The organism is Stutzerimonas kunmingensis, assembly GCF_014764705.1.
Classification (GTDB): domain Bacteria; phylum Pseudomonadota; class Gammaproteobacteria; order Pseudomonadales; family Pseudomonadaceae; genus Stutzerimonas.
In genome coordinates this window covers 14410-28443 of record NZ_JACXXG010000042.1, presented here as the reverse complement: position 1 = coordinate 28443, position 14034 = coordinate 14410, and the positions used below count along the sequence as shown (strand labels likewise).

At 60.3% G+C, this 14034-nt stretch carries 9 protein-coding genes; 8 read left to right on the top strand and 1 reads right to left on the bottom strand.

The window, feature by feature from the left end; translation table 11 throughout:
• The first annotated feature begins 100 nt into the window (after nucleotides 1-100).
• From IEG05_RS20875 to IEG05_RS20840, 8 genes are all read left to right on the top strand, one after another.
• Nucleotides 101-1249, top strand: a complete 1149-nt coding sequence (locus tag IEG05_RS20875; protein ID WP_336509764.1) for an N-6 DNA methylase — start codon at nucleotides 101-103, stop codon at nucleotides 1247-1249.
• Between the two features lie 64 nt (nucleotides 1250-1313).
• Nucleotides 1314-4160: a TrlF family AAA-like ATPase gene (locus IEG05_RS20870; RefSeq protein WP_191122680.1), complete on the top strand. Its 2847-nt coding sequence runs from the start codon at nucleotides 1314-1316 to the stop codon at nucleotides 4158-4160.
• Nucleotides 4123-5430, top strand: a complete 1308-nt coding sequence (locus IEG05_RS20865) for an ATP-binding protein (RefSeq protein ID WP_224742934.1) — start codon at nucleotides 4123-4125, stop codon at nucleotides 5428-5430. The genes IEG05_RS20870 and IEG05_RS20865 overlap by 38 nt, the downstream gene beginning before the upstream one ends.
• 23 nt (nucleotides 5431-5453) lie before the next feature.
• Nucleotides 5454-7166 carry a GmrSD restriction endonuclease domain-containing protein gene (locus tag IEG05_RS20860; protein ID WP_042920692.1) on the top strand — a complete coding sequence of 571 codons (1713 nt, stop codon included), beginning with the start codon at nucleotides 5454-5456 and terminating at the stop codon, nucleotides 7164-7166.
• 413 nt (nucleotides 7167-7579) lie between these two features.
• Nucleotides 7580-8839, top strand: a complete 1260-nt coding sequence (locus IEG05_RS20855; RefSeq protein WP_191122679.1) for a hypothetical protein — start codon at nucleotides 7580-7582, stop codon at nucleotides 8837-8839.
• Nucleotides 8836-9450 (top strand): condensin complex protein MksE, encoded by a 615-nt coding sequence (locus tag IEG05_RS20850; protein WP_191122678.1) that lies wholly within the window; start codon nucleotides 8836-8838, stop codon nucleotides 9448-9450. Before IEG05_RS20855 ends, IEG05_RS20850 begins: the two co-directional genes overlap by 4 nt.
• Nucleotides 9450-12203, top strand: coding sequence for a hypothetical protein (locus tag IEG05_RS20845; protein ID WP_191122677.1), 2754 nt, complete (start codon nucleotides 9450-9452; stop codon nucleotides 12201-12203). The genes IEG05_RS20850 and IEG05_RS20845 overlap by 1 nt, the downstream gene beginning before the upstream one ends.
• Before the next feature lie 2 nt (nucleotides 12204-12205).
• The gene (locus IEG05_RS20840; RefSeq protein WP_191122676.1) at nucleotides 12206-13084 is read left to right on the top strand and encodes a DUF7281 domain-containing protein; all 879 of its coding nucleotides are present in this window, start codon (nucleotides 12206-12208) and stop codon (nucleotides 13082-13084) included.
• Here IEG05_RS20840 and IEG05_RS20835 read toward each other — a convergent pair.
• Complete coding sequence (locus IEG05_RS20835) at nucleotides 13055-13765, bottom strand: helix-turn-helix domain-containing protein (RefSeq protein WP_191122675.1); 711 nt, start codon at nucleotides 13763-13765, stop codon at nucleotides 13055-13057. The two genes, IEG05_RS20840 and IEG05_RS20835, sit on opposite strands and share 30 nt — an antisense overlap.
• Nucleotides 13766-14034: the final 269 nt, after the last annotated feature.

Below are 14034 nucleotides of genomic sequence, written 5' to 3'. Positions count from 1 at the left end.
GCAAGCGCTTCGACTTCAAATGCCCCATCGAGGTGATGGGAGAGGTCATGCAAAATGCCATGGCAATGCGGCATGATGCTCCGGTTTCAATTCAATAACCGTGTTGCACTCAGCTCCTGCAACCGCCCCCCATAAGAAATTTAGCCTGCAATCAAAACGGGCGGAGTTACTTTTTCTTGACTATATCGCTGAACACTTGTCGCCAACAGGAAAAGCTGGGGTGGTTGTGCCTGAAGGCATCGTTTTTGTCGGTCAATCCGCCTACATCGGGATGCGAAAGCGATTGATTCAAGAAAAGTCTCTAATCGCAGTCGTTGAATTGCCTCATGGTGTATTCAAGCCATACGCTAGCGTTAAAACTCACATCTTGATAATTGACAAGCAGATAGCCAAAAGCACTGATAAGGTTCTTTTTATAAACATTGGCGCTGACGGGTATACGCAAACAGACACTAGACAAGCAGTTGATGAGAACGATCTACCAGCAGCATTGGAGTTAATTGAGAACTTCAAGCGCAATCAGCTGGAAAGCACACGGACCTTATCAAAACTAAATTTTATCACAGTCAAAAGAGAGCACATTCTTGCCTCAACCGGATGTCACTTGGTTGGTCGATGGTATATGCTCGAGAGAAAATTTCGAGAGCTGCGGGAACGCATGCCTAGCGCTAGAGAGTTGGGCGCGATTTGCAATATTCATCGGGGCAAGCACTCAAACATGAGTTCTCCGCCCGGAGACTTTCCACTTGTGGTTCCTGCAGCTGATAGAAAAACATCAGCCGATTTCTCCTTTGACTTCAAGGCAAGCTGTATACCCCTTGTATCCTCCTCTGGGCACGGCAAAGCTGACATTAAGCGCCTCCATTATCAAGAAGGAAAATTTGCTCTCGCAGACACTATGTGCTGCCTTGAAGCGAAAGAACCCGAGCAAGTGGAAATGAGATATATCCACGAATACCTGTCAAAGTTCAAAGATGAGCTATTAGTGCCAATGATGTGCGGCGCCACCAATGTAACTTTGGATGAGAACGATCTGAAGAAAATCCTCATCCCTTTGCCAGCCATCGACGAACAGCGAAGTATTGTCCAAGGAGTCCTTGCCAAAGAGGCCGCAGATAAGCTGCAAGCCATTGGGGAAGAAATCAGCTTTGGCATCACCTCATCCAAAGAAGTTGTCTCCGATATTAAGAAACAAATTGAAAGGCTACTTGCTATTCGAGATGCATCCCCTTCATTAAGCATTTCATGATGCACTATGCTTTTTCTGTCCGAGATAAAGGCGGAGTAATGATGGCCGCAATCAGGAGAAGAACATGAGCCAACCCTGGCCTTACCCCGGCGCACGCTGGTGGAAGTTCGATTTCCATACCCACACCCCGGCTTCCAAGGATACCGGGGCATGGCAGGTAGCCATCGGCACGCCGAATGAGTTAACGCCGCAGACATGGCTGCTCAAGTACATGGCCGCCGAAATCGACTGCGTGGCGGTCACCGACCACAACACCGGTGAGTGGATCGACAGGCTCAAGTTGGCCTATGCAGAGATGAAGCGTGAGGCCGACGCGGGCACGCCACCTGACGGGTTCCGTGAGCTGCACCTCTTCCCCGGTGTGGAAATCTCGGTGCAGGGTGGCTTTCATCTGCTGGCGATCTTTGACCCGTCCGCCACCAGTCAGACCATCAGCGATCTGCTGGCAAGGGTGGACTACCAAGGCACGCGCGGCGACAGCGATGGCGTCACCCGCATCGGCGCCGCCCAAGTGGTGGAGCGCACTCTGGCGGCGGGCGGCCTGGCCATTCCGGCACACGTCGAAGGCGACAAGGGGCTGCTACAGGTCGAGCCTGGTACGCGAAAATGCGTGATGGATGCCAACACGGTTAAGGCGGTCTTGCAGGAGCCCGGCATCCTGGCGCTGGAGTGGGCCGCCTCCAACAGCCCTGTGCCCATGGTGCTGGAGGAGCTGAAACTGCGCTTTGCCAGCGTGGCGGGCAGCGATTGCCACAGCTTCCAAGGTACGGCTGTTCCGGGTTCGCGCTACACCTGGATCAAGATGGCGCGGCCTAGCTTGGAAGGCTTGCGTCTTGCCTTGCTGGATGGGCAGGAAGTCTCTGTTCGGCGCAGCGATGAGAGCGACGGCTTTGCGCCGTTCAATACGCCCGAGCATTTCATTGAGTCGATTGAAATCCGCGACGCTCGCTACATGGGGCGCGGCAGGCAGCCTGCCGAGTTGCCGCTCAATCCGTACTTCAATGCCTTGATAGGTGGCCGTGGCACAGGTAAATCGACCACCGTGCATGCCCTGCGTCTGGCTTATCGCCGTGAGAAGGAGCTGTCGCTCAGCTCGGAAGCCGGGCAGACCTTCAAGCGTTTCAATCAGGTTGCCAGGGGCCGCAATGACGAAGGCGGACTGCGGGCGGAAACCAGCCTCTGCGTGCAAGTGCAGCGCGATGGCATGCCCTATCGCCTGATCTGGCGGCAGGATGGCCAAGGCCATGCAGTGGAGGAATGGGACGCCGCTACGGGCAGTTTCAAGCCTTCGGCCAGTCAGGCCGTCACCGAGCAACGCTTTCCGGTGCGCCTGTTCAGCCAGGGGCAGATTGCCGCGCTGGCCGGTGACAGCCAGCAGGCGCTGCTCAAGGTGGTTGACGATGCGGCGGGCACGCAATCGCAGCAAGCCGCTTTCGAGGAAGCCAAGCGTGCCTTCCTGGCCGTACGGGCGCAAATGCGCGAGCTGGACGGCAAGCTGCAAGGGCGTGAAGCGTTGACGCTGACCCTGCAAGATATTCAGCGCAAGCTGGCCCGCTTCGAGGGCGCCGATCATGCCGCCCTGCTGAAAAACTATCAGCGTACCAACCGGCAAAGCCGCGAGCTGGAACGCCAGTTCGACGCCTCCGCCGAACTGGCAACCCGTTTGAAAGCGCTTGCCGACGATCTGTTGGCGGAAGACTTGCCGGATGGCTTGTTCGATACCGCCGAAGACGGCCCGGCACTGGGCATTGTCCAGGCGCTGCACGCCGCCATCGCCAAGGCGCAGCAGGATGTCGAGCGCGCGGCAAACGTGCTGCAGGAGCGTGGGCAAGTCCTGAGAGGTGAGCTGGAGGCTTCGCCCTGGTTTGCGCGGATCGGCGCGGCCAAGACGGCTTACGAGCAGCTCAAGGCCGACTTGCAGCAACAAGGCGTGAGCGACCCCAGCGAGTACGGCCGTCTGGTGCAAGAAAAGCAGCGACAGGAAACCGAGCTGAAGAAGCTGGAAGCCTTGCAGAAGCAGCACACCGAGTTGCGCGAGAAGGCCAAGTCGTTGCTGGAACAGGTGCAATCCGCCCGCCGCGCCATCAGCGCCCAACGGAGCGCATTCCTGCAGGCAACGCTGCAAGGCAATCCCTTTGTGCGCATTGAGCTGATCCCTTACAGCCGGGACGCGCAGGGCATCGAGCGCTCCTTGCGGGAGGTGCTTGGGGCCGCTGAAGGCAAGTACGTGGACGACCTGTATCAGGAACAAGAGGGGGCATCCCCAAAAGGGCTCGTGGCCGATCTGCTGGGTACGGTTGATCTGGTCGAGCAGCCGGGCGTATGGGATACGGCGGCCTTCGAGCAGGCGCTATTGACGCAGAAGAAACGCCTGTCGCAAGCCGGTCGCGGGCAGGCGGAGTTTGGCGGCTGGTTCAATAAATTCCTGAAAGCGGAAGCCGACAAGCGCCCGGAATTTATCGATCACATCCTGTGCTGGTTCCCTGAAGACGGTTTGCAGGTGGAGTACAGCCGCAAAGGTGACGGGCGGGACTTTCAGTCCATCGGCCAGGCCTCCGCCGGGCAGCGTGCGGCGGCCATGCTGGCCTTCCTGCTTGCGCACGGCAACGAGCCACTGGTGCTCGACCAGCCAGAAGATGACCTGGATAACCACCTGATCTACGGACTGGTTGTGCAGCAGATCCGCAGCAACAAACTGCGCCGTCAGCTCATCATCGTGACCCACAACCCCAACATCGTGGTTAATGGCGATGCGGAGTTGATCCACGTACTGGACTTCAACCATCAGTGCCATGTGAAGCAAACCGGCTCGTTGCAGGATCAGGCTATGCGCCGCGAAGTCTGCCAGGTGATGGAAGGCGGCGAAGAAGCCTTTGAACGGCGTTACCAGCGCCTGGGAAGAGAGGTTTGACATGTTCGACAACATCGCCGACTTGATCGACAAGATTCGCCTGGGAGAGGACTCCTATCTGGAGTTGAAGGAAGTCCGCTTTGCTGGCCAAAAGGTGTCAGCACCCCATAAAGATTCGCTGGCCGATGAGTTGGCCGCCTTCGCCAACAGCCGTGGCGGTGTGTGCGTGCTCGGCGTGGACGACACCCGTGAAGTGCTCGGTATCCCGCTGGAGCGCCTGGACCTGGTAGAGGATTTCGTCCGGCAGATTTGCCTGGACAGCATCACCCCGCCGCTCGCGCCGGTGATCGAGCGTCTGAGCCTGCCCAGCACGTCAGGCGAGTCCTTGCCGGCGCTGAAGATCGATATCGCAAGCAGCCTGTTCGTGCATAAAAGTCCGGGCGGGTATCTGCACCGCGTGGGCAGCGCCAAGCGTGAAATGGCTCCGGACTATCTGGCGCGGCTGTTCCAGCAACGCAGCCAGGCGCGCATCATCCGCTTCGACGAGCAGCCGGTGCCTGGCGCCACGCTCGATGACCTTGCAGATGACCTCTGGCAACGTTTTGCCAGTCCTCGCGTGCAAGATACGCGTGCGGTGCTGCTGGATAAACTGGCCATGGCGCGCCCCGATACAGACGGCGCACTTCGGCCAACCATTGCCGGCGTGCTGATGGCAAGCGCTGACCCTCGCCGCTGGCTGCCAAATGCCTTTATTCAGGCCGTGGCATACCGTGGCACCGAGGTGCTGCCGCAAGGCGACACGGCCTATCAACTCGACGCCCAGGACATCACCGGGCCGCTGGATGCCCAGGTGCTGGCGGCTTGCCACTTCGTACGCAAGAACATGCAGGTCTATGCCACCAAGAATGAGGGCCGGTACGATCTGCCGCAGTATGACATGACCGCCGTCTTCGAGGCCCTGGTCAATGCCGTTGCACACCGGGATTACTCGATCCATGGAGCCAAAATCCGCCTGCGGATGTTTGCGAACCGGCTGGAGCTGTGTTCGCCAGGCGCCATCCCCAACACCATGACGGTGGAGAGCCTTCCCTACCGCCAGGCTGCGCGAAACGAAGCCATCACCAGTCTGCTGGCCAAATGTTCCGTGCCCGAGGCGGACAAAGCGATCACAGGCCGCAGCGCCATGATGGACAAGCGTGGTGAAGGGGTTCAGATCATTCTGGATCAAAGTGAACGGCTGTCCGGCAAGCGACCGGTTTACAGGCTAGTGGATGACTCCGAGCTGTTGTTGATCATCCCCGCTGCCGAGCCGCCCGCAGCAGTTGAGTGAGATTGACAGGATAAGGAAGCACCATGGCCAAGGCTGAAGCCAGCGTTGAAGAACTGGTCTCGATGATCGAGCGCGGTGAGCTGCGCTTGCCGGAAATGCAGCGGCAGTATGTCTGGCGCTCCACGCGCGTGCGCGACTTGCTCGACTCTCTGTATCGGGGCTATCCCTCAGGGGCGATTCTGCTGTGGGAAACCGATGAGGCCGTGCCCCTGCAAAGCTTTGCCGTCAGCCAAAGCAATAACCCTTATCAGAGCACCCGCCTGTTGCTCGATGGACAACAGCGTCTGACCTCGTTGTCTGCCGTCATTCGTGGCGAGCCGGTGTCGGTGCGCGGTCGCCGTCGGCCCATCGATTTGCTGTTCAATCTGGAGCATCCCGACCAACTGGCCGTCGTGACCGAAGTGGATGAGAACGGCGATGACGCTGAGGTCGATGAGGAAGGCGAGCTGGGAGGCGACGAGGCCGACGCCAGCGAGGACGAACTGCTGACGCGCTTCAACAAAATGACCTTCGTGGTGGCGACCCGGAAGCTGGAGCAGTTGCCGCAGTGGGTGAAGGTTTCCGAAGTCTTCAAGACCGACAGCGATGCGCCTTTCCTCAAACGTGCGGGCATCAGTGGCTTTGATGATCCGCGTTACGAGAAATACAGTCAGCGCCTCGCTCGGCTACGCGGCATCCGCAAGTACGTGTACCGCATGGACGTGCTGGAGCGAACACTGTCCTACGACGAGGTCACGGAAATCTTCGTGCGGGTCAACTCGCTGGGCGCCAAGCTGCGCAGCTCCGATCTGGCTCTGGCGCAGATCACGGCCAAATGGCGGCACTCGCTGCAGACCTTCCTGGACTTCCAGAGTACTTGCGCCCAGAACGGTTTCGAGCTTGATCTGGGTTTGCACCTGAAGAATTTGATGGCCTTTGCCACCGGACAATCCCGTTTTCTGACCGTCGGCAGCCTGACCCTGGACGTACTGCAGCAAGCCTGGAAACAAGCCTGCGAGGGGATGGAATTTGCCCTCAATTTCGCACGCAGCAATCTGGGTATCGACAGCCCTGCCTTGCTGTCATCGCCCTTCTTACTCGTGGTACTGGCCTACTTTGGGCATCGCCGCGACTATGCCCTCAGCACGGAAGAGGCGCAGCAGTTACGCTACTGGGCCTTGGCCGCCAATGCCAAAGGCCGTTTCTCCCGGGGTTCCAGTGAGACCATTCTGGATCAGGATTTGGCGATCATCCGCAATGGCGGCGGCGTCAATGAACTGATCGACCGGCTGCGTCTGCAGTTCGGCCGTCTTGACATCACGCCGGAAGAGCTGGAAGGGCGCAACCAGCGCAGTGCGCTGTTCAAGACCATGTTCCTGGCATTTCGTGCGGCAGGCGCCAAGGATTGGCGCAGCCACCTTGCCATTGCTCTGGACCACTCGGGCAGTCAGCACCGCTTGCAGTTTCATCACATTTTCCCCAAGGCATTGCTGCGCGGCAGCTACACCCCTCGCGAGGCCGACGACATCGCCAACCTGGCTTTCATCGGCGGCAAAACCAATCGTGCGATCAGCGACAAAGCGCCTGTGACCTACCTGTTGCCGCTGGTGGCGCAGCACGGTGCAGCACCATTCGCAGCACAGTGCATCCCGGTAGAGGAGGAACTGCTGGCACTGGATCACTACAAGGCGTTCTTGCAAGAGCGCCGTAAACGAATCGCGGCGGCACTGAATGCTTTCATCCATGCGACCGCTTGAGCTGTCAGCGCCACCTTGTTGCCACACTGTGACCCACATGTCGCCACAATGCTGCCTCCATGTTCAACACAATGTTGCCACGCTGTTCACCACATTGACGCCACTTTGTGCACACAGTGTTGCCACCATGCCTGACACATTCCGGCCGGGACGCAGCCCGAGAGTCGCTTGTCCCCAGCACGATGAGCACATTCTTTGTGCTGGCTCGCGAGAGCACAAAGAATGTGGCCGCTTGGCTCGATTTCGCCAGAAATCGGGCGCGGCGGCGTGGGGACAACGAATGGTCGATGCGTCCAGCCTGCACCTTATGGAACCCCGCTGCGGCCATGCGCCGGGTTGCCGCCCTGTGCGGCTGGCGGGTGCGAGCATGCGGCACAGGGCATGCCTGCTCGGTGGAGGGAGACTGAACTGACATGGCCAACCCTCGCTCGCTGGTCTACGCGCTTTACACCCATTGGGACACCGTGGAGCTCCTGGTGCGGCTGTCGCGCGAGTTTGCCGTGCTGACCAGCAATCAGGTGTTGAACGGCATTGCCAAGGTGTCCGGGCAACGGGATGCCGAAACGCAGGGCGCGGTGCTGCGTGCCTTGGTCAATGCGGACATCCTGCAAACCTTGCCGCGCAGCAGCGATCTGCAGCTCAATGCCTATGTGCTGGAGTTCGTGCGCGGCCTCACCCGTGAACATGAGCTGGGCCTGGCTGCCGTACTGCAGGCGCGTGTTGCGGCCATCCGTGAAGCCACCGAAGCACTCAATGAAGGGATGCTCGGGGCCGACATGGATCGCGTGCGCGGAGCCGCCAACAAGCTGGCAGAACTCTTCCGCCAGATCTGCCTGCAGCTCGATCAGGACCGGCACGCGCTCTTTGAACTGGCGGAAAACGCTAAAAGCGCCGACAGCAGCATGCCGATCAGCCAGCGCTACCGCGAGGTGCTGGAAGCCTACGATCATTATGTGGAGCCGATGAACCAGATGATGGACAGCGGCTCGCAGGGCACCTTCTATCGCTATCTGGAAGAAGCGGAGCGTGCGCTCGACTTGAGCCTAGAGCAATTGTCGGTACAGGGTGCGCTCTACTCGCATCGCCTGCAGTTGCGTCAGGTGGCGCACCAGGCCAAGGAGCTGCGGCGCTTTGGGCGGCTGGTTGCGCAGCAGTGCGCCGATACACTGCTCCCCTTGCGCGAAGAGCTGCGTCAGCACAACGTACTTACCAGTGCCATCAGCTTGCTGTTGGGGCTGGTGCGCAAACGCGGCCTGCGTCGCGCACTGTCGCACCCGGCGGATGAGACCGCCCTCCCCGTCTGGCGCAATGAGCGCGGTTTCAAATTGCAATTGGGCGATGAGGTGCGAGCGGTCATGGCTGCCGCACGCCAATACCAGCCACAGGCGGTGGCCTTTCCGCAGGATAAACCCGGCGATGACGTTCCGTTGCTGGAGCAGGTGGACGAAGCCGCTATTCGTGCGCATCTGGCCCGCAGCCTGCCAGTGGAAAATCTGCTCGATTGGCTGCACAGCCATTACGCCCACCTGCAGGATGCCACCCTGCTGCGCCTGTTCCATGACCTGCAACATGAGCCCGGCTGGCAGTTCGAGGCAGCCAGCCAGCCTGAAAAAACCACGTTGCAGACGATTCGCGTCCTGCATCACCCTCACCGCGTGAGTATCCCGCAATGACGATCCCACACGCTCTGGCAGCCGCCCTGTCGCAAATGCCGGCATTGGCCGAGCTGTTCCGCTTGTTTCTCTCCGGCAAACACCTGAATCGAATGGCCGAGCCCGCGCTGTGGGCGGAGCTGGAGCAGCACGAGGCCAGCTATGTCGGCTTGTTTGCCGCGCTGGGGTTCGAGCTGCGCCTGGATGCCAGGGGCTTTGCCTGGTTTCACAACAGCGAGGCCAACAGCAACATTGGCAAGATCAGCCGCCAGCTGGCCTTGCTGTTCATGGTGGTCTTCGATGCCCAGGCCAACGCCGGCAAGGCCCTGCAGCGCTTTACCGATTGGCTGATCGACAGCGCCTGGCTGGCCGAGGTCTACAAGCAACAGCAAGACCTGCTGGATGCCGAGGGCCTCAACCCCGACGCCCTGGTGGAGCTGCTGGGCCGCGCCTGCAACCTGGGCTTTGCCATGGCAGAGCCAGCAGGCTGGCGACTGCTGCCCGCTGTATGCCGCTACCTCGATCATTTCGAGGGCCTGGCGTTGACGGCCAAGACCGATGGCGACGAAACGAACGCGCCGACGGAGGAAGACTGGGCTGCGGATGCACCAGACGACGAGGAGAACACCTGATGCAGTATGGCTTCCAACGTCTGGTCCTGCTGGGCAGCGCTGGTTACTCGCGCGCCGAGCTGCCGCTCGATGGCGCGGTTTCTCTGGTGGCGCCCAACAATACCGGCAAGACCAGCCTGATCAATGCCCTGCAGTTTCTGCTAATCATCGACCGCCGCCGCATGGATTTCGGGGCGCACGATGTGGACAAGAGCCGGCGCTTCTATTTCCCCAACAACAGCGCCTATGTGCTGCTGGAGGTGTCGCTGCCGGAGTCCGGCACCGTAGTGCTGGGCTGCGTGGGCAAAGGGGTGAGCTTCGAGTACGAGTATTTCGCCTATGCCGGGCCGCTGAAGGTCGAGGAGTTCTGCCTGCCGGATGGCACCTTGGTGGCACAACCGCAACTGGCCAGCCATCTGGCCAGCTTTGGGCGCCGGGTGTTCAGCTACAGCAGCAGCGAATTTGCCGACATGGTGTATGGCGGGCGCAACCGCAAGCTCGCCAGTCAGCAGGACTTCTGCGTTTTCCGGCTGGAGCATGCCAGCGATGCCAGCGTTTTTCAGCGGGTGCTGACCCGCACACTGCGCTTGGACAAACTGCGCTCCAGCGAGGTAAAGGACTATCTGCTGCAGATTTTCCGCCGCGATCTGCCGGATGCCAGCATCGACTTCAAGGCCGAATGGGACAAGGCGTTTGCCGACCTCAACGCCGAACGCAGTCAGTACCTGGCCGCCGTGCGGCTGCAAGCCACTCTGAGCGAACTGGAACAGAAGCAGGAGGCCCGCTTGGTGTTGCGCGGCAAATTGCTGTGCTGGCGCCCCTTGATCGACGCGGCACTGGGTCAGTGGCAACAGCATTACGAGACCCGCCAGCAAACCTTGCAGCATGAGTTGGCGCAGTGCGATGTCGAGCTGCAGCGCCTGCGCGAAGAGGATATGCAGTCGGCTGGCGAGAAAAAAGAGTGCGAACTGGAACAAAAGCAGCTCCGCCAACAAAGCGAACAGTTGCGCGCGTTGCAGCAGCGTTTTGCCTTGATCCCCGACCGCGCCCTGCTGGAGGCGCGCCGCCACGAGTTGCTGGCGCAACGGGATGCGTTGGTGGTACGGATCGGCCAGGCACAGAGCCGCACGCCAGCGGCCATCGAGCGCGAGCTGGCCCGGATCGAACGGGAATCCGCGCAGCTGGCGCAGGAGTTGCGCACCCAGGGGCAGAACCTCTATCAACAACTGGCCAGTGTCGTATCTACGGAACAACTCAACGCGCTGAACAAGGTGCTGGCCAAGCCGGTACTGACCCTGGGCAACGAAGATTTCCGCCTTGATGGCAAGGCCCTGCTTGCGGCCTTGGTCGATGCGAATGCCGGACAATTCAATTTGCCTGGCTTGCAATTGCGGCTGGAAGCCCTGCCGGCACAGTATCAGCAACGGACCCTGGCGGAACTGAGCGAATTGCAGCAGGAGTTGCAGCAACAGCAGGCTCAGCTGCAAGAACAATTGGCCACCGCACTGGCTCTGGAAAACGTCAAACAGCAACGCCAAGCGCTGGAGCAGCAACTAGCCGAACTGGATGCCGAATTGCGGGACTACGCGCACATGCAGGACTTGCGGCAAAGCGAGGCCGAGCGCGAGGAGCGGCTGCAGACACTGGCGCAAAAGCTCGCCGACCTCGGCGCCAGTCTGACGCAGTCGGCAGAGCGGCACCGCGCATTGGATCAGCAGCGGCAGCAGCGGCAACAGGATTTGGCGGCCTTGCAGCAGCAACACCGGCAGATCGAGCAACGCCGTCATCAGCGAGTCGACCACGAAGGCCCCTTTGCCTGGCTGGCCGACCTGCCGCACAGCCCTTGGTTGACCCAGCCCGAGTTCGCGCTGGAGCAACTGGCCGAGCGACTGCAGACCTATCAGGTCGACTGCCGCCAGTTGCTGGAGCTGGATGAGCAGATCCGCCATCTGCTGGGTGAAATCCATAGCGGCGGATTGACCAAGTATCAGTTTGTCGGCGAACCGGAAAGCGAGATTGTTCGTCTCGTTGAATTCGCCCATCACCTGCCGCAGGAAGCCGAAGCCCTGGAAAAGAAGGTACGCTCGGCGGTGGTGAATGTGGCAGCCTGCCTGCGCGAACTGCGCGACGGCCTGTTTGCTTTCAAGCGCCGGATGCGCGAGTTCAACCGCAAGATCAGCGGCCGGCAACTTTCCGATCTGGCCGTGTTCAAGATCGAACCCGAAGACGAAACCATTCTGGTCGAAGCCATCGAACTGCTGATCAGTACCGCCGCCACTGTGGACAGCGGCGAAACCTTCGAGCTGTTCAACCAGCAGAGCGTCCTTGACGACGAGCAGCTCAATCGCGCCAAGACCCTGCTGATCGAAGAGGGCAATGCCCGCCACGGCCTGCGCGTGGCCGACCTGTTTCGCCTGCGCTTCTGGGTCGGCAAGGCAGACCGCGAGCCGGAAGCCTTCGATGACCTCGACAGTGCCGCCTCCAATGGCACCGTGCTGATGGCCAAACTGGTGACGGGGCTGGCGATGCTGCATCTGATGCAGGATCAGCGTCGCCCCATCCAGGGCATCTGCTACCTGGACGAGGCACTGGCCCTGGACGCCCGCAATCAGCGCAGCCTGATCGACACGGCGGCGGAGTTCGGCTTCTCGCTGATTTTTGCCTCACCCGCGCCGCTGACCACCGTGCGCTACTGCGTGCCGATTCACACGCGCAACGGCAGCAACCAGATCAGCCGTCATAGCTGGCAGATCATCGAACCGCTGGACGCCTGAGCATGGATCGAACCCTGCGCGCAGCCTTGCTCAAACTGCATGGCCAACAAACCCTGCCGGCCAGCCATTTCACCGCCGCTCAGCGCAGCGCTCTGGATCGCTTTGCCCGGCAGACAGGAGCGGTAATCTGCCAGCGTCAGGGGCGCGGTGATGTTTACCGTGTCAGCGATCCGCGACTATTCGATATCCATCTGAGCGCACTCTCCCCCCAGGTCGGGATGCTGGCCACGGACGACCTGCCGCTGCGGGCGCAACACATCGCCCACGCGCGCGACAGCAAAGCGCGCAATCATCAGCATGAGTGCTACTACCCCTTGCTCAAGGCCGTTGGCGAAAAGGTTCTCTGGCGGCAAGGCGAACACGGGAGCGAACTGCCACTCAGCCAGCTCACGCACCACTTCGGGGCTGCCAGCCTGCGCATTGAAACTGGCGACACCTGGCAAAGCGGGCAGTCGCTCTGGCTGGTGGAGAACCAGGCGCTGTTTGACCGCACGGATTGGCTGCCAGTAGGAACGCAAGCCACCCTGCTGTACTACGGCGGACAGCTTGATGGCCGGCTTCTCGCCTGGCTGGGGCAGCGCCCGCGTGCAAGCCGTGTCGTACTGTTCCCGGACTATGACGGTGTGGGGCTGGCCAATTTCGCGCGACTCTTTGCACAGCTTGGCGACACTTGCGAATGCTGGCTGATGCCCGACTGGCAAAGCAAACTGGCAGACTATGGTAGCCCGCGGCTATGGCAGGATACGCTTCGGGAGTTCACCAGTGCTGTTCCGCAGTTACCTGATTATCTAGGCCCGTTAACCGAACAGATGCGCCAATCCGGACGGGCGCTCGAACAGGAAGCGGTCTGGCTATCTGTTCTGAAGGTGCCCTTTGAGTAAGCTCGCAATGTCACCTGGGGCCAGGCCAGCCTCTAGGGACCGCCTCAGCGCCTGCTCCAGCTGCTGCCACCCCCGTGATGACGTGACATTGCTGCCAACCGTTTCGGTCAGACGGAACATCAGCCCTTCCAGCAGCTCTTCGTCACCCACGTCCGATGCTGTCTGCTCCGCCAGCGCCAAGAGGACGTTGTGTGCTGATGCCAACGAGTCGATTGGCACCCCGGCCAATGCTGCAGGGGTGCTGATGACACGATCCACCCTGACGACTGTCGCCAAATCAAGGGCTTGATCGACGCCCGGCTCGATCTCCATGCGGATCAGCACATCGCCAGCCAACAGAAAGCGGGTCTTGATAAGCCCCGGCTGCTCATCCTGAAACAACCACACCGACTGCTTGTCGGCCAGCAGCTTGCCTAGCACGAGCTTGCTGTCATCCAGTGCCCCACGATCCTGCCACTGGTGCAACACGTCGGTACGCAGGCGCCCGCCTTCCACACCGAGGTAGTGCAACAGGCCGACGAGTCGTTTGGCGGAGATCACCTGCTCCTTGCCACGTAGCCAGACCGAGAGGTTGGCAGTGCGGATACCGGTGGCTTCAGCGATCCGCCCCAGCGTTTCCCCGCGCAGTCGTATCAAGGCGGCGGCAAAGGCTGGCAATTGTTCGTTGGCAAGGGTTGGCATGTCGGGCTCTGTGAATTCACTGTAAATCACTATAAGACTTATTGGCCGACAAGACGAGCGTGCGGAGTTTGGCGATTCGCGCAAGCCGCTGTTATAGTAATTTATAGTTAGGCTATTTGGGAGGCCGTCATGCGTAAGCCAAAGCAAGCCCGTCCGTTGCGCCTGCGGGAATACGAAGCAGCCATTGCTGCACTCAAGGAGCAGCATCCCTTGGCTTGCGCGGCAAATCGTCGAACCCGCGCCGGGGCATTTGGCAGTGGTGGCACATC

What these genes read in the sequence shown, in the direction of transcription:
- IEG05_RS20860 (WP_042920692.1), top strand. Translation starts at nt 5,454, where the DNA reads ATGGCCAAGGCTGAAGCCAGCGTTGAAGAACTGGTCTCGATGATCGAG.
- IEG05_RS20835 (WP_191122675.1), bottom strand. Translation starts at nt 13,765, where the DNA reads ATGCCAACCCTTGCCAACGAACAATTGCCAGCCTTTGCCGCCGCCTTG.
- IEG05_RS20855 (WP_191122679.1), top strand. Translation starts at nt 7,580, where the DNA reads ATGGCCAACCCTCGCTCGCTGGTCTACGCGCTTTACACCCATTGGGAC.
- IEG05_RS20845 (WP_191122677.1), top strand. Translation starts at nt 9,450, where the DNA reads ATGCAGTATGGCTTCCAACGTCTGGTCCTGCTGGGCAGCGCTGGTTAC.
- IEG05_RS20850 (WP_191122678.1), top strand. Translation starts at nt 8,836, where the DNA reads ATGACGATCCCACACGCTCTGGCAGCCGCCCTGTCGCAAATGCCGGCA.
- IEG05_RS20840 (WP_191122676.1), top strand. Translation starts at nt 12,206, where the DNA reads ATGGATCGAACCCTGCGCGCAGCCTTGCTCAAACTGCATGGCCAACAA.
- IEG05_RS20870 (WP_191122680.1), top strand. Translation starts at nt 1,314, where the DNA reads ATGAGCCAACCCTGGCCTTACCCCGGCGCACGCTGGTGGAAGTTCGAT.